Origin of the sequence: Psychrobacter sp. (genome assembly GCF_018260395.1) — a bacterium.
Classification (GTDB): Bacteria; Pseudomonadota; Gammaproteobacteria; order Pseudomonadales; family Moraxellaceae; genus Psychrobacter.
In genome coordinates, this window is sequence record NZ_JAGLBC010000027.1 from 1 (window position 1) to 21,986 (window position 21,986).

Sequence of the window (21,986 nt, forward strand, 5' to 3'; positions counted from 1 at the left end):
TGTTTTTGTTCATCGCTTAGTTTACGCCAAGTGGTACCACGTTTATTAAGTACCTTTTCAATACCTAATTCATCAACCCAGCGTTGAATGCTTTTCTTATCAATGCCTTTTTTTTATAGTCATGAAACTGGTAATCAACTTCTAAATCTTCAAGTTTGGTAAATGCCTTTTTCATAGTACTACAAGATTTAATACCGTAAATAATCACTGACATCGATTTATCCCCTTTTTATTATATTTTATTAACATTGTTTTTATCCTTCAAAAAACCTTGATCAATTCGCTTAAATTTGAAAATTAAGCCTTAAGAAGTCGCATAACATTGACGGCTACCGTCGCAATTTTAGTCAATTTACGCTATGCTATCGTAACTGATTTCTAACGCAATATACGACTATTTTTCCACTAAAACTTTGATAAAACATTTGACTTAGAGCCTACTATGAGCACGACAGCAACTGAACAAGTTAATCCTAACCATTACAACCCTCAAGAAATTGAACCGGTACAACAAGCCAAATGGGCGGCTGACAAACGCTTTGAAGTAAGCAATGACCTCACTAAAGATGTGAAAACCCGTTATATGCTGTCTATGTTTCCTTATCCAAGTGGCAAATTGCACATGGGTCACGTTCGTAATTATACTATTTCTGATGTTTTAAGCCGTTATTATCGCCTAAAGGGAGACAAAGTATTACAGCCAATGGGTTGGGATGCTTTTGGTATGCCTGCAGAGAACGCCGCTATTGCAAACCAAGTTGCGCCTGCCAAATGGACGTTTTCTAATATCGATAACATGCGCAATCAACTAAAAACACTGGGTTTATCAATTGACTGGTCTCGCGAGTTTGCGACCTGTGAACCTGAGTATTATCGCTGGGAGCAGTGGTTCTTCTTACAGTTATATAAAAAAGGATTGGTGTATAAAAAACTAGCGGCAGTAAACTGGGATCCAGTAGACAATACGGTTCTTGCTAATGAGCAGGTTATCGACGGTAGAGGCTGGCGTAGTGGCGCACCGGTAGAAAAGCGCGACATTCCCATGTACTACTTTAAGATTACCGACTATGCCGATGAGTTGCTTGATGATTTAGACCAACTTGAAGGTCAATGGCCAAGTGACGTTATTACTATGCAGCGCAACTGGATTGGTCGTAGTCAAGGCATGGAAGTTCATTTTCCCTACAAAAATAGCGATGACATTAGTACTCTAGATGTATTTACCACACGCCCTGACACTCTAATGGGTGTAACTTATGTGGCGGTGGCTGCTGAGCATCGCCTAGCCAAATTGGCCGCTGAACAAAATCCTAAAATTGCTGAATTCTGCGAACTATGTAAAAAAGGCTCAGTAGCAGAAGCTGACCTTGCCAAGGCTGAAAAAATAGGTATGGACACCGGCTTAACCGTTACTCATCCCTTAACCGGTGAGGAAGTGCCTGTTTGGGTCGCAAACTATGTGTTAATGAGCTATGGCTCAGGTGCTGTTATGGCAGTGCCGGCTCATGACGAACGTGACTATGAATTTGCGAGCAAATACAATTTACCTATTAAAACCGTTATTGAGACGCCTGAAGATCATGAAGGCGCTTATATAGAGCGTGGCAAACTAGTCAACTCGGATGAGTTTGATGGGTTAGATTTTGATAGTTCATTTGAAGCGATATTAGCCAAACTTGAACCTCAACAGCTTGCCAGCCGTAAGATTCAATTCCGTCTACGCGACTGGGGGGTATCTCGTCAACGTTATTGGGGCTGCCCAATTCCAATGATTAACTGTGAATATTGCGGAAACGTTCCTGTTGATGAAGCAGATTTACCCATTAAGTTGCCATTAGATGTGGTGCCTGATGGCCGTGGCAATCCGTTAAAAAATATCCCAGAGTTTGTAAACACCACTTGCCCAAGATGTGGTGGTTCTGCTGAACGCGAAACAGATACCTTCGATACCTTTATGGAATCGAGCTGGTACTACGCCCGTTTTGTTAGTCCTAATGATAACAATCAGATGATAGATAAAACTGCGGCAGACACTTGGTTACCCGTTGACCAGTACATTGGCGGTGTCGAACATGCTGTCATGCACTTATTATATGCACGCTTCTACCATAAACTAATGCGAGATGAAGGCTTGGTATCAGGTGATGAACCTTTTAAAAACCTATTAACGCAAGGTATGGTATTGGCTGGTACCTTATATCGTGACAATGAAGATGGCAGTAAAACTTATTACTTTGCTGAAGATGTCGACGTTAGTTACGACGACCGTGGTCAACCTATTGAAGCTATCTTAAAGTCAGACGGTAAACCTGTGACCATTGGTAAAATTGAGAAGATGTCTAAGTCTAAGAACAATGGCGTAGATCCTCAAGCCACAATCGACCAGTATGGCGCTGATACTGTACGTTTATATACTCTTTTCGCTGCCCCTGCTGACCAAACGCTTGAATGGTCAGATGACTCGTTAAAAGGCCCTTATAATTTTTTGAAAAAAGTATGGCGTGAGGCTGTTTCACACCTTGAGTTGCTTCAAGAACAAGGCATTACTGTCAAAGATTTACCGGCTATTTCAATAATTGATAACAATGAATTAGACAGCTTGGCAAAAAACCTTCGCCGTAAAACACATGAAGTGATTGCTAAAATTGATAATGATTTAGGCGACCGTTTGTCATTAAACACACCAGTTTCAAGCTTGATGGAATTGGCTAATGAGCTTGGTGCTTTTACTTCTAACAATAAACAAATAAATGCTGCTACATTAGCGGTTCAGCATGAAGCACTAATCGCTTTATTGATTATGTTATCCGTTTATGCACCGCATATTTCAGAACATATTTTAGATCAGTTGGGTATTGATACCACAGAGCTCAGCTATCCTCAGGTAGATAAATCTGCATTAGTGCAAGACACCATTACCATGGTCATTCAGGTTAATGGTAAGGTGCGTGGTAAGATGGAAGTTGCGCCCAATAGCAACCCTGATGAATTAAAAGCTCAAGCTAAAGCCGTTGAAAGCGTAACTAAGTACTTAACGGGTGAGATTAAGAAAGAAATCGTAGTGCCTAATAAGTTGGTTAACATCGTAGTAGTAGGATAAATCATGACCACTCTATCAGTTAAGATTGTTAAGACCTTTACTAATAAGTGTAGTGTTTTAGGCACTGCACTATTAACTGCTACTTTAGTGGCTACTCCACTGATTCTGAGTGGCTGTGGTTTTCACCTACGTGGTTATGACTCCCCGATGACGTATGCCGTCAAAAGTACCGCCCTTAGTATCAATGAAAACGATCCTATAAGCTTTCGCTTAAAGTTGCCTTTGCAACAGCGATTGAATGCGGTTGGCGTTAATGTGGTTGATGACATTGGTCGTCAAATTAACAGCAGTGATAAACAGTTTACATCAAGCATTCGCGTCGAAAATGTACAACTAAGACGATATGAGTTAGTTGGGGTATTAACCGAAGTACGCTTAGTGTTATCTGCCGATGTGATTTACGAAACATTTAATAATAATAAAGATCAGCCTGATAAGCCTATGGTTGTAAAAAATAAGGTCCAAGTTGAGCGTACTTATCAGTTCGACGAAGCCACAGTAAGTATTGATGACAAGCAAGGTAGACAAGTTCAAGACTGGCTATATCAAAACTTAGCGCAGCGTATTGCTGATCAGTATGTGGCTCTTAGCTTACCTCGTATTGCACCAGTTACCAATTCGAATTCAAGCTCTAAGGTCACAGTAGTTGTGCCGTCAGACTTACAATTCTCTGAAACTGAATCTAACCCTTAAGCCATGGAAGATACCTTTTTAAATGTCTACCCAAAACTCAGTTCAAATGAGACTGCAAACGCTCCTAACTTAACTGGCTTATGGTTGGCTCACGGTGATGAGGCATTGTTACAACAATGGCTCATCGATGCCATGCGCAGCAGTTGGAAAGCACAAAATCTGGCCATAAAGCGTATAGAATTAGCCTCAGCTAAGACTTGGCAAGACGTATTGAGTGAGCTTAATAGTTTATCTTTATTTGACGATGCTAGCGCCATTATTGTCACTGGTAATCATAAACCTGATAAAGCGATGCAAGAAGAACTGCATAGTTTTGCGACTCAAGCCAATAGTGGGGCCAATCAAAACTGTGTGCTATGGTTAACAGGTAAGCTGGACAGTCGTTCAAAAAGCAGTAAATGGTATTTGCCTTTTTCTAAGCTTGGCCATGTTATAGACTGCAACTTATATAATGAAAATCAGCGCCAACAGATCTTATCATTACGAGCTCTTCGATTTGGGTTAAATTTATTGCCTGAAGCTTGGCAATTTTTGATGGTTCAAACTGAGCATCATCTTCTTAGTGCTTACCAAGCCTTATGGCGCTTATCATACCTATACTCACCGCAAACCTATCCCACTATTAATTCAGTTGGCAATCATCAAGTTATTGACGCCTCTACAGCAACTTCAACCGCTACTCAAGCTACTGGGACAACTATTGATATAGATGTTGAAGCCTTAAAAAATGCTTTGGTTAGTGATGCACAGTATAGTGTATTTGATTTATCCGATGCCATGCTTGCAGGCAATGCGCCCCAAGTAGTCAAAATTATTGAACAGTTAAAAGCTACCGAAGAGCCCACGCCGTTAGTGCTTTGGGCCATTAGTAAAGACATGCGTCTCGTTATGCAGCTTATGGCTGGCGAGAACTCTCAGAATTTAGGCATTTGGAGTAGCAAGCAGTCTTTATATCAAGGTGCTTGTCAACGTCAAACTGCGCAAAGTATTGCCGAATGGCCTGATATCCTTTATCAATGTGATAAAGCAGTTAAGGGTATTGTACGCCAGCCTGCTTGGGAACTGTTGCTACAAGCGGCACTTAGAGTAACAGGGATTAAGCTGTTCTAGTAAGCTCTTATACTAATCCTTTTTATTATAAATCTATACTCAAATGCTTTATGTTAAGGGGTGAAAAGTCGATTTAGCGTTTACTTTAAACAATTTTTTATCATAGCTTTTATTACCCTGATATATTTTAAGATTCTTAATTCACTTTTTTAATCAGTTGTTAATTAACTCAAGCTCTCTTTTATAATTCTTCTATTATTAATAGTTTACCCATGTTACCTTTCTTAAACTTAATAACATAGTTTTGTCAAAGTATTGGACTATTATGGTCTGATATAAACCTATACTGAAGTTTCGGACTGCGCTATGGCATTCATTTCTAATCAAAAAACTCGAAAATCTGTTATTAAATGGTCAATAATTACTCTTATTGCTATAGCATTAGCGGTATTGGCCTATAACAAATTCAAGCCCAAAAAAGAGCAGCCAAATTATATAACAGCCACTGTTCAAAAAGGTGATGTTGAAAACAATGTGATGGCTTCAGGCAAAGTTAAAGCTTTAAACACCGTAGATGTAGGGGCACAGGTCTCAGGTGAAGTGACTAAACTGTACGTTAAAGTGGGTGATGAAGTTAAAAAAGGCGACCTTATTGCCCAAATCAATCAGATAAGCCAAGAAAACAACCTATCTAACCAGCAAGCGACCTTAGAGCAAAGTCGGGCTGGTCTAAAAAGTGCGCAGGCAGATTATTATAGTCGTCAAGCCAGCCTGGAGAGTGCACAAGCTGATTTAGCCAGTCGTGAAGCGGATTTAAAACAAGCTCAGTCTGACTATGACAGATTGCGTCCTTTATTGGCAATGAATGCCATTAGTCAACAAGCTTTAGAAAATGCTCGTACCACAGTTGACAAAGCCCAAGCCAGTGTCACTGCTGCAAAAGCAGCTATAAAAACGGCACAAGCTGCTCTAATTACTTCTCAATCCAATATTGTCAGTAATCAAGCAGACCTGCGTAAAGCACAAACCAATTTAGATACCGCAAATACAGATTTGGGTTATACCACCATTCGTGCCCCAATAGATGGAACTGTGGTTGCTGTCGTTACTGAACAAGGCACCACCGTTAATGCCAATCAAGCTGCCCCGACCATTGTTACTTTAGCGGACTTATCCACGGTACGTATCAATGCCCAAATTTCAGAAGCTGATGTGATAAATGTGAAAGCTGGTATGCCAGTATATTTTAATACCATTGGTGATCCGGATAAAAAATACGATGCTGTATTGACAGCAGTTGAGCCAGCTCCAGAACAAATTAGCAATACCAGTACTACCGACTCTGCTATTTACTATGTCGGTTACATAGAAGTACCCAACCCTGAACGTCGTTTTCGTATCGATATGACTGCTCAAGTTTATGTGGTTATTGATAAAGCTGCCAATACCTTATTGGTGCCCTCAGCAGCTATCAAAAAAGGGTCTGGTAATAATTTAGCAAATTCTAATAAAGCAAATGCACCAAGCAATTCTACTGAAAATAGCGGCACAGCTACTGAGCAAACTACCACTCCAGTCAAAGGCCCTTATGTTAAGGTGTTAAATAGTGATGGTAGTGTTGAGAATAGGCCTGTCAAAGTAGGCATCGACAACCGAGTAAATGCTCAGATCCTAAGCGGCCTTAAGTTAGGAGAAGTGGTGATTATTGGTGAGAACTCAAGTGACAAAGCTAGTGGTAAACAAAGTCGTCGTCCACCGGGTATGTAATTAATGTTTTAAGATTCAGTGTGAACGCATAATCACACTTTATTGCAAATTATTTGTACGACCTCGCCCATTGCGGCAAGATAGGTAATCCACTCAATTTGTACCCCCCTATCCTTGCTCATAATTTCATAGCTAACTTAGGGTATGCTTGCCTAGATTGAAGACATAATTATGACCACACCCCAACAGCCTTCGGTAGAAGATACTCCTACTACTAGTTTGTCACAACATCAGACTGCTTATGGACATTTATCAGGTAGAAATCCTGTGATGCAGGTGTCAAACCTCATTCGTGAATTCATCGCCGGTGAGCAAACCATTCGTATCTTGCATGGTTTAAACCTCACCATTTATCAAGGCGAGATGGTGGCCATTATTGGTCAATCAGGGTCAGGCAAATCTACCTTAATGAATATCTTAGGCTGCTTGGATAAAGCTACGGATGGTGATTATCTTATTTTCGGCAAGTCAGTTAAACAGTTAGATGCCGATGAGCTAGCCCAACTACGCCGTGAGCATTTTGGTTTTATATTCCAACGCTATCATTTATTGGGTGATATTGATGCGCGCGATAACGTCGCCGTACCTGCCGTCTATGCTGGTATGGACAATCAATTTCGTGCTCAACGTGCTGAGAAGCTACTAACCGATTTAGGTCTTGGTGACAAAATTCATAATCGCCCAAGCCAGCTTTCTGGTGGTCAGCAGCAACGAGTCTCTGTAGCCCGAGCGCTTATGAATGGCGGTGATATTATTTTGGCCGATGAGCCGACAGGTGCACTAGACAGTAAGTCTGGTCAGGATGTCCTACAGATTTTAAGAAATTTAAATAACCAAGGTCATACAGTAATCATGGTGACACATGACCCTTCTATTGCTGAGCAGGCAGAGCGGGTCATTGAGTTAAAAGATGGTCATATTATTGCCGATTATCGCAATGAACACTTCAAACCCTTTGACGTTACGCAGTCACAGACCAATGATATTGAACCTAGTAGCATCGAAGCCTCTACCCATGACGCCAACCTATCTACCTCACCGCATCACTCCAAACCCTTAAAAAAACAAAAAAGTAGTCTTGGCTCATTTATAGATCGCTTATCTGAAGCTTTTAGAATGTCGATATTGGCAATGCGTGCACATAAGATGCGCACATTGTTAACTATGCTTGGTATTATTATAGGTATTGCTTCAGTGGTCTCTGTGGTTGGTTTAGGTCAAGGCTCTCAGCAGCAAATTCTATCGAATATCAGCTCACTGGGTACCAACACTATTACTGTGATAGATGGGTATCCATATGGGGATCCCAGACGTGCCTACAATGATCATAACCTTACCCCAGATGATGCCAAAGCCGTGGGCAATCAGCCATATGTAGTTAGCGTTAGCCCTCAACTAGATACCAGTGCCAGTGTGCGTTATCGTAATGTTCAGGAGTCGGCCAGCATCAGCGGGGTTGGCGAAGGCTATTTAGAAGTTACTGGCGAAAAGCTTGCGATGGGTCAAGGATTTGATGCTCAAAGTATTGCTTTGCGTACTCAGGACATCATTATTGACGACAATGCCAAAAAGACTTTTTTTGCAGATGTTGACAACCCTATAGGCGAGGTGATGCTAATTGGCAATGTTCCTGGCCGTGTCATTGGATTACTAGAACCTAACGAGGGTGGATTTGGACCCTCAAATGACAGCCCTACTATCTATATGCCCTATACCACTATGATGTCTCGCATTGTGGGCGGCGAAAATATTGATCGTTTCGTGGTTCTCATTGGCAACCAAATTTCAACCAGTGCTGCTGAATCTGCTATTTTTGATCTCATTGAGTCTCGACATGGCGCTGATGATTTTAGAACCCGCAACTCAGATTCAATACGACAAACTATTGAATCGACTACCAACACTATGACCCTGCTTATATCCTCTATCGCTATTATCTCTTTAATTGTGGGCGGTATAGGGGTTATGAATATCATGTTGGTATCAGTGACTGAACGTACCAATGAAATCGGGGTACGTATGGCCGTAGGGGCTCGCCAAAGTGACATTATGCAACAGTTCTTGATTGAAGCTGTGCTCGTGTGCGTGTTGGGTGGTGGATTAGGAGTTTTATTGGCTTTTACAATCGGTGAAGGTATCAATAGTATAGGCTCCGATAACTTCAAGGTTATTTATTCGCCAACTTCGATCATCGCGGCCTTTATTTGTTCAACTTTAATTGGTGTAATTTTCGGTTTCTTACCGGCCCGTAATGCGGCAAAGTTAAATCCTGTCGAAGCCTTATCAAGAGATTAACAATTTTTGTCTGATAAATTTATTTGTGATGAATAGTGCGTCAAGTAATGGAGTTATATCTTAAAATGACATCATTTTGAAAAATATCGGAAAATTTTTATATATAGGGTTGCATTCTCATTTTTGAAGCGTATAATGTGCTCTCACGTTAAGGGGATACAACAACTCTTTAATGTAAAAAGAAAGTTAGATTAATTTTCTTTTATTTATAGTTAAAAACCTAGCTTGGATTCAAGATGAAACAATATTTCATCTTCTTCTTTGCTCAGGGCCGATAGCTCAGTTGGTAGAGCAGTTGACTTTTAATCAATTGGTCCCGCGTTCGAGTCGCGGTCGGCCCACCACATATTGAAGTAAAAGCTAAAACCTCGATTAGATCTAGTCGGGGTTTTATTTTTCCCTTAAGGTTTAAATCAGATTAATGATTTGATGTCATAAAATTGACATTATTTATCAATTTTAGGTTGCAATATCAATTCTGATAAGTATAATATGCCTCTTCTGATAGAGAGACTTATTTAGTTTTAGTCTATCTTAGGTATAAAAACTTTAGAAAATTAACTATTTTAATTTTCTGTTTTAACACGTTAAAACCTAGTTTGGAATTTGAGTTTTTGAAAATTCTGTTTAAAACAAAGAATTTCCTTGCGCTCTTGATGAAACATGATTTCATCTATCTCCTTACTCAGGGCCGATAGCTCAGTTGGTAGAGCAGTTGACTTTTAATCAATTGGTCCCGCGTTCGAGTCGCGGTCGGCCCACCACATATTGAAGCGATAGCTAAAACCCCGATTACACTATAGTGTAATCGGGGTTTTTTTTGCTTACTAAACGGCTGACAAATACTGTATTTTAAACTATTCAGCCTTTAAACCTTAAGAACCCTCAAAAATTTAATAAGGCAACCTCTAAGTTAAAACCTAGTAATTTATAATTAAGGAGTTTGAGCCCTTTTCCGCCCAAAGCTTAGCTGAGACCGCATGATACCAATGCTATGTAGTATCGTCATTTTTCGAGGTTTCTGAGGTGCTTTGGCAATGATTTCGTTATAATCTTCCTTCACTAACTTCTCAAATCCTCCATGGGCTAATATGACGGTATCTGGCTGTAAATCTCTTATTTTTGTCACCGACTCTCTATAGACGTAAGGTAAAGTAATTAAAAATGGTGACACAAATTTAGCTTTTATTTTTAGTATTAAGTCCGCCACATATACCTGGCGTGTTTCTTTATGCCATAAAGAGATATCTCTGTCGGTATGTCCAGCTGTTGATAACACTTGCCAATCATCAAAGTTAGGTATTGTATCGCCATCATGTACATACAAGTCCGCTTTCATCTTGGGGTTATACCACAAATAGGTTAAGTGTTTACCTTGTCGATTGGCAACATAATAAGTTAACATCAAATCATTTAAATGACTTAATTTACCTGTAACACCGTTATACCATGGCTTGTAGTGTGCTGCGGTCGCTATTTGGCAACCCGTTAGTTGTTGTAAACGTTTTGCCCCGCCTGCATGATCAGGGTGCATATGAGTGACCATGACCAGTTTAAGTTGGTCCAGAGGACGATTTAGAGTCTCTGTAATATAGGAAATAATTTTCTCAACATCACTATAACAACCTGCATCTAGTAGCAACAACTTATCAGGATAAACTGCAAGATAGGTGGTTTGAATATAGCCCTTTATTGCTACGATCTGTTGTAAACTCATATATTGCCTTTCCCCTACCAAAAAATAATCAAGCCATATTAAACTGTGTCGCCACTTAGTATAAGTCTGTATGTTGACCAGTAAGTTTTTGATTTATTAAAAAATAGAGTCAAAGCTCCATTAAAACTTTGCGTTTCTAAGAAATACTTATCTACTTTAAGATTATAAGTTCAATTTGATATAACTGCTTTATATAGCAATAGTTAATCGTAACTGATGATAGCATGGATTTTATCTCCTAATAATCGTATTGCTATTAGTCTCTTAGAGAAGTAAAGCTATAGTTACAGTTAAAACTAATAGTGCAAACAAAAAGCCAGTCCTATTAAATGACTGGCTTAAAATTATAGGGATTATTTTACTTTAAAACTCTATTTAAAGGCGGCTCTAAGAAAATAACTTACTAAATACCCAAAATAATGATCCAGATAATATAATCGCTGCAGGTAAAGTTAACACCCATGCCATGGCTAAATTCTTAACTGTAGACATTTGTAGCCCTGATTTATTAGCAACCATTGTTCCTGCGACACCTGAAGACAGAACATGCGTTGTAGATACAGGAAGGCCAAATACATCCGCTGCGCCAATAGTTGCCATAGCGACTAATTCGGCTGAAGCACCCTGAGCATAGGTCAAATGATTTTTACCGATTTTTTCACCTACTGTGACCACAATACGTTTCCAACCCACCATGGTACCTAAACCAAGTGCTAAAGCAACAATGACTTTTACCCATGTTGGTATAAATTTCGTCGCACTATCTATATTACGTTTGAAACCGTCAATGTCTTCTTTAGTTTTACCAGCGAACATATCGGGTTGCTGTTTTTCAATGTTTTTAATTGCTTCTGAAGTTAAATACATATCGTTACGAACGTTAGTAACCACTTTACTGTCCCAGCGCTTCATATCAGGTTCTGTGCGTACTTGGTCTCCAATATCTTCAATAGTATCTGCTAAGGCAGGTACCAATTCAGGAGTCATTTCTTTAGTTTGAATATAATTGGTTAAAACTTTACGATGGTCAGCAGGATGCGCTTGTGCATATGCAGGATCAATGCTGCGTAAATCTTGTGCGGTCACTTGCGCTAATGCTGAGAATTGAGCAGTATCTTCTTTGGAGATAGCATGGTTAAGACCATAGGCCATTGGCACAACACCAACCAAAATCAACATGATTAAACCCATGCCTTTTTGTCCGTCGTTAGAACCATGAAAAAACGACACACCTGTACAAGTGAAAATTAGTAATGCCCTTACCCATAATGGTGGTGGCTTGTTACCTTTAGGGGCTTCAAATAGTTCAGGACGTTTAGCAAGAAGTTTTTTCATGAGCCAAAATACTAAGGCTGCGAATGCAAAACCGACAATTGGAGAGACCAATAATGCCATACCAACTTTTTCAACTTGTGCCCAGTCTACCCCAGCCGTTGCACCTCGGCCACGCATTAATGCATTGGCTATACCAACGCCAACAATAGAACCAACTAACGTATGTGATGATGAGGCAGGTAAACCTAGATACCATGTGCCTAAATTCCATAATATTGCCGCAATCAATAGGGCAAAAATCATGGCAAACCCATTGGCTGAACCAACTTGTAGAATTAACTCTACGGGTAATAAAGCCACAATACTAAAGGCTACTAATCCTGAAGATAGTAAAACGCCTAAAAAGTTAAAAAAGCCTGACCAAACTACCGCAAAGGGTGCAGGTAAAGCATGGGTATAGATAACAGTGGCTACAGCATTGGCTGTGTCATGAAATCCGTTAACAAATTCAAATGCCAAAGCAATGAGTAACGCTACTCCCAATAATATATATGGCAATATGGTAGTAGGCGCATCAAAACTGCTTTGTATATCATGCTGCAAATTCATAAACGTATAAGCCAACCCTCCTAGTAGGACAATTATGAAAACCATAATTGTTAGAAGACCAGGACGTTTATCAAGTTTTGGACGAGGATCATTATGTGGAGATATGCTATCTATAGATGTTGATGAAGTCACAAGGTTACTCCTAGAAGATATAATTTATCAAATTATGCTCCCGTTATATGACATTCATATGACAATAATTATTATAACCTTTTTAAATTTAAGGATTATTTTGTGTACTTAGTATTTAACTTATTATTCGCGAAAGAATTTTAAAATCAAAAAAACCAGCCATAAAAATATGACTGGTTTTAGATAATTACTAATAAGTTAAATTATGACTATCTTACTAAATAACGATTAATAATCAGTTAATCACAATCTAATAAAAATTAAGCTAAATCACGAACCTTAGGTTCACGTTCCCATAGACGAGTTTTAGCATTTTCGATAAAGGTATCTAACTCTTCTAGAGGCGTTACAAACTCATCTTTTTCAATAGGGAGTTTACTTAAGATGAATTCTGCAGTAGCCGGGCAGTAAGAAATAGCTTTACAATGATTGAAAGCATCATTAAACCAGTCAAGAGTAGAGCTGTCTTTAGCAAGTTTTTGAGCAACATCTGGCATGATGATACTGACAACGGCATCAAATAACACAGACGGCGCACCAGCGACACGTTCGTCAGCTTGAATGGTTGTACCGTCATCAAGTTTGACTTCAATGCTAGGCGCTACAATTTTAACACTACCACCAGCAGCTTTAACCGCATTTTCATATTTCTCGATAGTTGCTTTCTTCGATCCTGCACCTACTAAAATGCCGACTTGACGACCTTTTAACATTTTTGGGCTTAAACTAATAGTTTGAACCGCAGGAGACTCAGGCATATCAAGAATAGGTGCTTGAGGTTTAGCCGCTTCGGGAAGGTCCATACCAAGTGCAGTAGCCACACGGTTGGCAAGATCTTGATCAATATTGATCAAATGACTTAAAGTGCGCGTACGTACATGAGCAGTTTCAACTTTACCTAATTCAAATGCAAACGCGGTTGCAATGTGTGCTTGCTCAGCTGGAGTTTGACTGCGATAGAACATACGTGGTTGGCTGTAATGATCGGCAAAACTTTCTGCACGAATGCGACCTTTAACGCCATCATCACACTTTTCAGCGAACGATTTGAAACCTTCTTTGATATTAGCGCGAGGTTTACCTGGCTCTAAACTTTGTGGTTCGTAAAGGGTGCGACCTTTTGGCACATGCATTTGCATATGACCATCTTGCTGATTACTAGCAAATGGACATTTTGGCGCATTAATAGGAATCTGAGCGAAGTTAGGTGACCCTAAACGTGATAACTGAGTATCTAAATAGCTATGCAAACGACCATGCAATAACGGATCATTTGAAAAGTCGATACCATTTGGCAGATGTGAAGGACAAAACGCCACTTGCTCAGTTTCAGCGAAGAAGTTATCAGGATAACGGTTTAGTACCATTTTACCTATGATTTTCACAGGCACTAATTCTTCAGGAATAAGTTTGGTAGCATCTAAATGGTCAAATGGGAATTTATCAGCTTCTTCTTCAGTAAATAACTGAACACCAAATTCCCACTCTGGGTAATCACCCATTTGAATAGATTCGAATAAATCACGGCGATTATAGTCAGGATCAGCGCCAGAGATTTTAACAGCTTCATCCCATATTAACGATTGTACGCCTAACTTTGGCTTCCAATGGAAACGCACAAAGGTACTCTTACCGTCTTTATCAAGTAAACGATAACTATGAATACCAAAGCCTTCCATCATGCGAAGGCTACGCGGTAGAGCACGGTCACTCATTAACCACATAAGGTTGTGGAAAGTCTCAGGACTTAGTGAAACGAAATCCCAAAAAGTATCGTGTGCAGAGGCAGCTTGTGGGAAACCACGATCAGGCTCTGGTTTAACAGCATGGATCAAATCAGGAAATTTAATCGCATCTTGAATAAAAAAGACTGGCATGTTGTTACCAACGATATCCCAGTTACCTTCTGAAGTATACATTTTAACAGCAAATCCTCGTACGTCACGAGGTGTGTCTTTAGAACCTTTATTACCTGCTACAGTTGAAAAACGAGTAAATAATGGTGTTTGAACACCAGTCTCGGTTAAGATTTTAGCGGTGGTATATTGTGCTAATGATTCAGTTAATTCAAAATAACCATGTGCACCCGTACCACGAGCATGAACAATACGCTCTGGAATACGCTCATGGTCAAAATGAGTAATTTTCTCACGTAATACAAAGTCTTCTAATAGCGTAGGACCACGTGGGTCACGTTTTAAAGAGTTTTGATTATCAGAAATAACAACACCTTGTTGGGTTGTTAGATTTGGAATGTCGCCTTCAGCTTGATACTGTGGTTCACCGCCATTGCCGGCAACTTGATCTAAAGTTTTAACAGGATCTGAATGGTTTATTGTGGTTTTCATTATTATGTCCTTGCTGGGTGAGTTAATAAAATAACAAATTAGTCATAAAATTTAAGTCAAATCAATGCTGAAATCGAAACAATGAAATTATAAATTTATATGATATATATCCTAGCTTTTTATATTCTAGCTTCATCTCAAACGTCATTTCAAAAATAACTAGCTTCATTTCAAAAAATAAAAATTAGTTAGTTCATATATTACTCAAAAATACAGAAAGACCTGTTTGAATTTAGTTAGATATGTATTACGAGCGTTAATAAAACTTGAATATTTATGACATCCATTTCTTACAATGACTTCATAAATTTTATAGATAATTAAAATCGCAACTTAATCAAAATATTTGGTTATGACCGTCTTTATGTCGTGACGTAGTATTGATACACTAGGCATACGCTCGGCATGGAATCGCAAAATAGGAATACCGGCGCTTGCCAACGCTTTGTCTTTTTTCTCATCCGCCTTTACTCGCGTCGCACTCTCATGAGTCCAATCATCAAGCTCAATGGCTAACAAAGTGGTTTGAGCATCTTTGTCTACCAATACATAATCCACACTTTGACGACAGATGCGATTTAGCCAAAAATGTTTATCTTGTCCAGCCTCTTCACTCGGATGTATAATGCGCGACAACTGTACTTGGCTAAAAATATAATACTCTGGGACTGCTTGCTGCAGTTTGGCAAAAAACAAGACTTCTGTATCGGTCATAATGGGCATCGTTTCAAATGGCCAAATTGGCAGTTCATCCCCTCTTACTGGTTTTTGTTTTGTAGTATCGTGACGTCGTTGACCAATAATACTCATCAAAATAATGAGTGCGACTAATACCATGACACCTAATACCATAAAGTCCACTAACGCATACCGCCTTCTCTCAAACGTATTTATCATATATAGTAAACAGGATTTATCTATAAATCCTTTTTACCGCTAAATTAACACTCTAGAATATTCTTGTAGCAATTAAAATAAAATATGTCTTTAAGCTTATTTCTATCTGCTATTATCTCATTAACACCTAATAACTCTAACTAATTTATAAACGCTCATAAAAAAACACGACATCTAGTGTCGTGTCAACAAAATGAGATCTATAACTAATTCTGCATCCATAACCACTGCTATAAGTTATAGAATAAAGAATACTTAGTTATTAAAGTTAACGCCAATAAAGTACCCAAGCGTTATTTACGTCGGCTTTAGGATCTGCATTAATTTTGTCTTTGAGCGCAAGAGCAGCTTCTTTTCCTTTTTCAGGACCAACAACAACCCTTACGCCTTTACTGGTTGCACTGGTAGTTGCAGGATATCCAGCGGCACGAAGTTCTTTAACAATCTGATCTGCTTTACTTTGGCTATCTGCTAGCGCTATCTGCACCCCAAATGTACCTTTAGCTTCACCACTGGCCGCTTTACGACGGGCTTCTGCCAAACGCTGCTGTGCTTCACGCTTGTTTTGTTCTGCAGATATCTTGTTCTGGGCTTCACGCTGTAACCTTTCTACTTGCTTACGCGACGGAATTGAAATCTTCTGTCCTACTCTTAACGATGTATTGGTACTTATATTATTGGCTTGGGCCAAAGCTTCCACTGGTACATTATATTGGCGAGCAAGCTTAATTAAGCCATCACCAGATTTGACTTGATGACCTTGCTGACTGGTAGGCGCTTGATTCGAACTGGAAGTAGGCTTATTACTAGTTACTTGAGTTTGCTGCGGCTTAGTTTGAACATTATTCCTTGCATTGTAGTCTCGTACCAATCGATCTACCTGACTGCTTGAAGGAATATTAATTTGTTGTCCGACATGAATATTTGAATCCTTAGACAGCTTGTTGGCCTGTAAAATAGCGGCAACCGGCACATTGTATTGACGTGATAATCTAATCAATCCTTCGCCACTTTTTACAGTGTGTTTTTGAGTACTGTTAGAGGCATTGGAAGAAGCTACTTCAGCTTGTACCTTTGTTTCGGTTTTTGGTTCGGTCCTTGACTCAGTCTTTGCTTTAAAGACTTGATTTGTAGTCTGTGATTGATTAGGAATTGGCGTCTGAGCGGTGCTTACTGTTTGTTCCACAGGTCGAGCGGTTACCACTGGGCGCGTTACTGGAACTGGTACAGAAGTATTAAGTTGTGACGTTGGCATTTCATCTACAACTGGTTCAGCTGAACCACTAGTATATTGCTCATTTTCCAAACGTGCCTTTTGCATAGCTAAGGCTTCAGCGCTTTCTTGCTGAGTCAAAAAATCACGTGTTTTTTGATCAAGTTGAGCCATTTTTCTTTCACGCTCAAGACGTTTTTGAGCCAAAATACGTTCTTCTGTTTCAAGATCAGCGGTTAAAGGATCCTGATCAGATTTCGCTGCTGTGCTGACTTGTTCAACTTTAACAGCATTATCTATTAAATTATCTTTTGGAGTATCCATTTGTTTCACGAGCGACAACAGCAATATGCCGCCCCCAATAAAAACACCTGTACCCAATAACAATTGTCTCGATGAATTCATATACCAACCCTTGTCTTTTCTAATGCTTAAACAGTACGATGAACATAGACTGTTAATATCTATTAATTACTATTGATTATAAAGGATTACTCAAAGGATGTCTGCTATCTAGTCGTCTAAAGCCTTCTGTGTTTGAATAGTTACAACATACTAAAAATTAATAAATCATTTTAAAAATCAAAAGTATCAATTAGCTATCTATAATAAACCAGTATTATGTGCTTATTTGCTATAATAATGAAACATCACCCTGAGGAAGGGTAATTAAAATAATTTTATGAATAAAATCACCTATTCTACTTACCTCAAGACAGCTGGAACCACCATGCAAACTCTAAATAATGAAAATCTCTCAACTATCAAAACCATTCAAAATGATAGCTTCAAAATAGGTAGCCGTACTTTTTCTTCTAGACTATTGGTTGGTACAGGTAAATATAAAGACTTACAACAAACTGGTGAGGCAATTGAAGCTTCTGGTGCAGAAATTGTCACTGTGGCAATCCGTCGTACTAATATTGGTCAGCATCGTGATCAACCCAATCTGTTGGACGTTATTTCACCTGAAAAATATACTATTTTGCCCAATACTGCAGGTTGTTTTGATGCAGATACCGCTATACGTACCTGTCAACTTTCACGTGAGCTTTTAGATGGAAATAATCTCGTTAAGCTTGAAGTTTTGGGCGATCAAGAAACATTGTATCCGAATATTACTGCAACCCTAGTGGCGGCACAGAAGTTAATTGAAGATGGGTTTGAAGTGATGGTTTATACCTCTGATGACCCCATTGTGGCAAAAGAGCTAGTCAGCATGGGCTGCGTGGCAATAATGCCGCTAGGTAGCTTGATTGGGTCAGGCTTAGGTTTATTAAACCCACATAATTTAAGCATTATCATTGAAAACACCAAAGCGCAAAATATTCCGGTTCTAGTAGATGCGGGTGTAGGCGCAGCTTCGGACGCGGCGATTGCCATGGAACTTGGGTGTGATGGGGTACTTATGAACTCGGCTATTGCCAATGCAAATGATCCAGTTTTAATGGCACATGCTATGAAACATGCAATTTGGGCAGGTCGAGCCTCGTATTTAGCTGGTCGTATGCCAAAGCGTAAAATGGCTGTGCCAAGCTCACCGCAGACTGGTTATTTTTTTCAGTAACATCTGAAGTGAATTAAACTCATAATAAGTAGATTATAAACATTATGGATATAGTTTTAAGCCTTATCTTTTAGATAAATCTCTTATTATTAAGATTGGTCTAAAATATTAGTTATCTTATAAAAACTAAATTTTCACTGTTTTTTTGAGTTTACAAAATAATTAATTTGCCATATTGTTTAACTAATCCTTCTATACTTAAGTTATGATTAATTTTATTGGATTAATGGAATAGGTTTTGCATGACTATTGGTATCAGCTTAAGTAGGAGAGTCATCATAAAAAATGATAGTGAGTTAACGGCTAAAGTTTCTTTATTTTTCAACAGTTATTTAATTTAAGCAAAGGATTGCTATGCGTTTATTATCTATCTTAGATTTACTTTTTTTGTTGCTAGAAAAACGTAAACAGCCCATGCATGTTGGGGGCTTGTTTTTATTTGAGGTGCCGGTAGATGCTGATGCAGATTTTGTATTATCGCTAGTACAGCAGATGCAAAGATCAAAAACGCCACCTACTTTTCCGTTTAATCAAGTACTTCATAACTTGACCTATTGGACCAAAGACGAAGAGTTCGATGTTGAACACCATCTGCGTCATATTGCCCTACCCAAGCCTGCCCGCGTGCGCGAACTGTTCTCCTACATTTCTAAAGAACATGGCCGCCCTTTAGACAGAGCTCGACCATTATGGGAATGTCATATTATCGAGGGTATAGCACCAGAGTCAGAAGGTCGACCTAAGCGGTTTGGTTTGTATTTTAAAATTCATCATTCGATGGTTGACGGTGTAGCAGCCATGCGTTTGGTACAAAAATCTTTATCTCAATCTCCAAAAGAGACCATTACCTTGCCATTATGGTCATTGATGATGCGCCATCGTTATGAGATTGAGACGATTCTGCCGGATAGAAGCAGCTCTGCTTTAAGCATTATCAAAGAACAATTAAGCACGGCTAAGCCTGTACTTACAGAAATCGCCTATACTTTAAATCAGGCAAAAAACTCTAGCTTTGTTAAAACCACTCAAGCTCCAGCTAGCATATTAAACCAAAGTATATCAAGTTCGAGACGCTTCATTGCTGAATCTTATGATATTGAAAGATTCAAATATATCGCCAACAACTTAGGGGTAAGCATTAACGATGTGGTACTTACCATTTGTTCAGGTGCCTTACGTAGTTATTTATTATCAATTAATGAGCTGCCTGATGAACCTTTGATTGCGTGGGTGCCTTATTCAATGCGTAAAGATAGAAGCGCTTCAGGCAACCAATTTGCATTTATTCTGTGTAATCTTGGGACCCATTTGGAAAACCCCCTTAGTCGCTTAAAATTGGTTCACAATAGCATGAACGACGGTAAGCTACGCTTTGGACGTATGACACAAGCGGAAGTAATCAATTACAGCTTAGTGGCTTACAGTTGGGAATTGGTCAACGTATTAACCAGTGCTTACCCAAAAAAACAGGCTTTTAACCTTATTATATCCAACGTGCCAGGCTCCGACAGAAAGCTATACTGGAATGGTGCTGAATTGAGGGCGTTATATCCAGCCTCTATTTTATTCAATGGTCAAGCATTAAACATCACTTTGGCCAGTTATTTGGACAAAATCGAATTTGGTATCGTTGCTTGTAGTAAAACCTTACCCAAAATCCAAAATTTATTAAAGCTACTTGAAATCGAATTGGCTAATTTAGAACAAATCTGTCATGAACGAAAACTGGGTATTAGGGAATAACTGTCCAAATCATTTGGTACAAAGAGCTTCAATAAATTAGAAGCTTTTTGAGCTTTAGAGCATCAGTAGCACGAGGTCATATGCGCGTAGTTTCTTTGATAGAGCAATTATTTTTTTTAATAGAAAGACACAAACAGCCCATGCACGTTGGAGGGCTGTTTTTATTTGATATTCCCAAACACGCAGAACCTGACTTTGTTTCAAATTTAGTGCGACAGATGCGTAAAACTGATATACCGCCGACCTTTCCTTTTAATCAAGTTCTGCACAACTTAACGTTTTGGAAGACCTCGAATAATTTTGATATCCACTATCACTTCCACCATACTGTGCTACCTAAGTCGCATTCTGCTACTGCTTTATTAACCTATGTCTCAGATGTGCATGCCAATATGCTAGATAAGGATTACCCTCTATGGGAATGTCATATTATCGAAGGTATTGATATGGATGGGATAGATACAGATACATATATTGATGAGATTAATACAAATGCTGATTCAAAGCCTAAGCGTTTTGCTTTGTATTTCAAAATTCATCATGCGTTAGTAGATGGTGTGGCGGCAATGCGTATAGTTGAGAAGTCTCTATCAACTTCTGCAAGCGAAATTATGATGTTACCACCTTGGGCGTTACTAAGACGAGATAAAAAGAATATAGAACAAATTGCGCCTATCAAACGTACGTTTGGCGGAATCATCAAAGAACAAATTGGTACTATTAAGCCGGTGTTTGGTGAACTCAAAAATGGACTTAAAGAACGAGATGAACCTGGATTTGTTTCAACCTTGCAGGCCCCAAAAAGTATTTTAAACCAACCTATTTCCAACAATAGAACGATTATAGCCAGTACCTATAATTTGTCTAGGCTTAAAAAGATTGCTGAAAGTTTACAATGCAGTGTTAATGATGTGGGGTTAGCCATGTGTTCTGGCGCTCTACGCGGCTATCTTTTAAAATTAAAACAGCTGCCAGAAGACCCCCTTATCGCTTTCGTCCCTGTCTCTCTACGTAAAGATGACAGTGCTTGGGGTAACCAGACTTCCTTGGTACTTTGTAATTTAGCCACGGATACGACTGACCCTATAAAGAGAATCCAAACCATTCATGACAGTATGCGTATCGGCAAAGATAAGTTTGGACGCATGGAGCAGGCGCAAGTCATTAATTACAGTGCGATCAGCTATGCTTGGGAAGGAGTAAACGTATTAACCAATGCCTACCCCAAAAAACAAGCTTTTAATATTATCATTTCAAATGTCCCAGGACCCAAACAGCCTCTTTATTGGAATGGTGCTAAATTGAGTGCTTTATATCCAGTTTCGGTATTGTTCAATGGTCAGGCTTTAAATATCACTATGTCCAGTTATATAGATAACATGCACTTTGGAATAGTGGGCTGCAAAAAGACTTTACCAAATTTAGAGCACTTAACGGTTCTATTAACTGAAGAGCTCAAGAAGCTTGAAGGGATTTGTTGTCTGTCTTAACCCTTTGTCATTTAAGGCATAGTAGACTGTATTATTTGAGGAATGTCTGCCTTATTGCTTTTTTTTATACTTTTAAAAAGTTTTTTACTA

The 21,986-nt window shown here is 39.1% G+C and carries 13 protein-coding genes, 2 tRNA genes and 1 pseudogene; 10 read left to right on the forward strand and 6 right to left on the reverse strand.

Annotation, left to right across the window (positions count from 1 at the left end):
* Positions 1-214, reverse strand: a pseudogene (locus tag QZ265_RS03735) (ArsC/Spx/MgsR family protein); the annotation flags it as partial.
* Between the two features lie 228 nt (positions 215-442).
* On the opposite strand from QZ265_RS03735, the gene leuS reads away from it, so the two are divergent.
* The 7 genes from leuS (at position 443) to QZ265_RS03770 (ending at position 9,669) form a co-directional block, all read left to right on the forward strand.
* The gene (leuS, locus tag QZ265_RS03740; RefSeq protein ID WP_296403545.1) at positions 443-3,100 is read left to right on the forward strand and encodes a leucine--tRNA ligase; all 2,658 of its coding nucleotides are present in this window, start codon (positions 443-445) and stop codon (positions 3,098-3,100) included.
* A 3-nt stretch (positions 3,101-3,103) separates the two neighbouring features.
* Positions 3,104-3,793: a hypothetical protein gene (locus QZ265_RS03745; protein ID WP_296403547.1), complete on the forward strand. Its 690-nt coding sequence runs from the start codon at positions 3,104-3,106 to the stop codon at positions 3,791-3,793.
* 3 nt (positions 3,794-3,796) lie between these two features.
* Positions 3,797-4,903 carry a DNA polymerase III subunit delta gene (locus tag QZ265_RS03750; RefSeq protein ID WP_296403549.1) on the forward strand — a complete coding sequence of 369 codons (1,107 nt, stop codon included), beginning with the start codon at positions 3,797-3,799 and terminating at the stop codon, positions 4,901-4,903.
* Positions 4,904-5,209: 306 nt separating this feature from the next.
* Positions 5,210-6,610 (forward strand): efflux RND transporter periplasmic adaptor subunit, encoded by a 1,401-nt coding sequence (locus QZ265_RS03755; protein WP_296403550.1) that lies wholly within the window; start codon positions 5,210-5,212, stop codon positions 6,608-6,610.
* 270 nt (positions 6,611-6,880) lie between these two features.
* Complete coding sequence (locus tag QZ265_RS03760; protein WP_296403562.1) at positions 6,881-8,905, forward strand: MacB family efflux pump subunit; 2,025 nt, start codon at positions 6,881-6,883, stop codon at positions 8,903-8,905.
* Between the two features lie 268 nt (positions 8,906-9,173).
* Positions 9,174-9,249, forward strand: a tRNA-Lys gene (locus QZ265_RS03765).
* Between the two features lie 344 nt (positions 9,250-9,593).
* Positions 9,594-9,669 (forward strand) — tRNA-Lys (locus tag QZ265_RS03770).
* Between the two features lie 170 nt (positions 9,670-9,839).
* On the opposite strand, the gene QZ265_RS03775 is transcribed toward QZ265_RS03770, so the two are convergent.
* From QZ265_RS03775 to QZ265_RS03795, 5 genes are all read right to left on the reverse strand, one after another.
* Positions 9,840-10,622, reverse strand: a complete 783-nt coding sequence (locus tag QZ265_RS03775) for an MBL fold metallo-hydrolase (protein WP_296403552.1) — start codon at positions 10,620-10,622, stop codon at positions 9,840-9,842.
* 387 nt (positions 10,623-11,009) lie between these two features.
* Positions 11,010-12,638: an inorganic phosphate transporter gene (locus QZ265_RS03780; RefSeq protein ID WP_296403554.1), complete on the reverse strand. Its 1,629-nt coding sequence runs from the start codon at positions 12,636-12,638 to the stop codon at positions 11,010-11,012.
* A gap of 260 nt (positions 12,639-12,898) precedes the next feature.
* On the reverse strand, positions 12,899-14,986 hold the full coding sequence (locus tag QZ265_RS03785) for a catalase (RefSeq protein ID WP_296403555.1): 2,088 nt from the start codon (positions 14,984-14,986) through the stop codon (positions 12,899-12,901).
* Between the two features lie 333 nt (positions 14,987-15,319).
* Positions 15,320-15,838, reverse strand: coding sequence for a DUF2726 domain-containing protein (locus QZ265_RS03790; RefSeq protein WP_296403564.1), 519 nt, complete (start codon positions 15,836-15,838; stop codon positions 15,320-15,322).
* 313 nt (positions 15,839-16,151) lie between these two features.
* Positions 16,152-17,501, reverse strand: a complete 1,350-nt coding sequence (locus QZ265_RS03795; protein WP_296403557.1) for a LysM peptidoglycan-binding domain-containing protein — start codon at positions 17,499-17,501, stop codon at positions 16,152-16,154.
* Between the two features lie 325 nt (positions 17,502-17,826).
* On the opposite strand from QZ265_RS03795, the gene QZ265_RS03800 reads away from it, so the two are divergent.
* The 3 genes from QZ265_RS03800 to QZ265_RS03810 all read left to right on the forward strand — a co-directional run bounded on the left by QZ265_RS03800 (position 17,827) and on the right by QZ265_RS03810 (position 21,896).
* Positions 17,827-18,663, forward strand: a complete 837-nt coding sequence (locus tag QZ265_RS03800; RefSeq protein ID WP_296403566.1) for a thiazole synthase — start codon at positions 17,827-17,829, stop codon at positions 18,661-18,663.
* A gap of 354 nt (positions 18,664-19,017) precedes the next feature.
* A complete protein-coding gene (locus QZ265_RS03805) occupies positions 19,018-20,406 on the forward strand; it encodes a wax ester/triacylglycerol synthase family O-acyltransferase (protein WP_296403559.1) in 1,389 nt (462 codons plus the stop codon).
* 80 nt (positions 20,407-20,486) lie between these two features.
* Positions 20,487-21,896 (forward strand): wax ester/triacylglycerol synthase family O-acyltransferase, encoded by a 1,410-nt coding sequence (locus QZ265_RS03810; RefSeq protein WP_296403561.1) that lies wholly within the window; start codon positions 20,487-20,489, stop codon positions 21,894-21,896.
* The last annotated feature ends 90 nt before the right edge of the window (positions 21,897-21,986 follow it).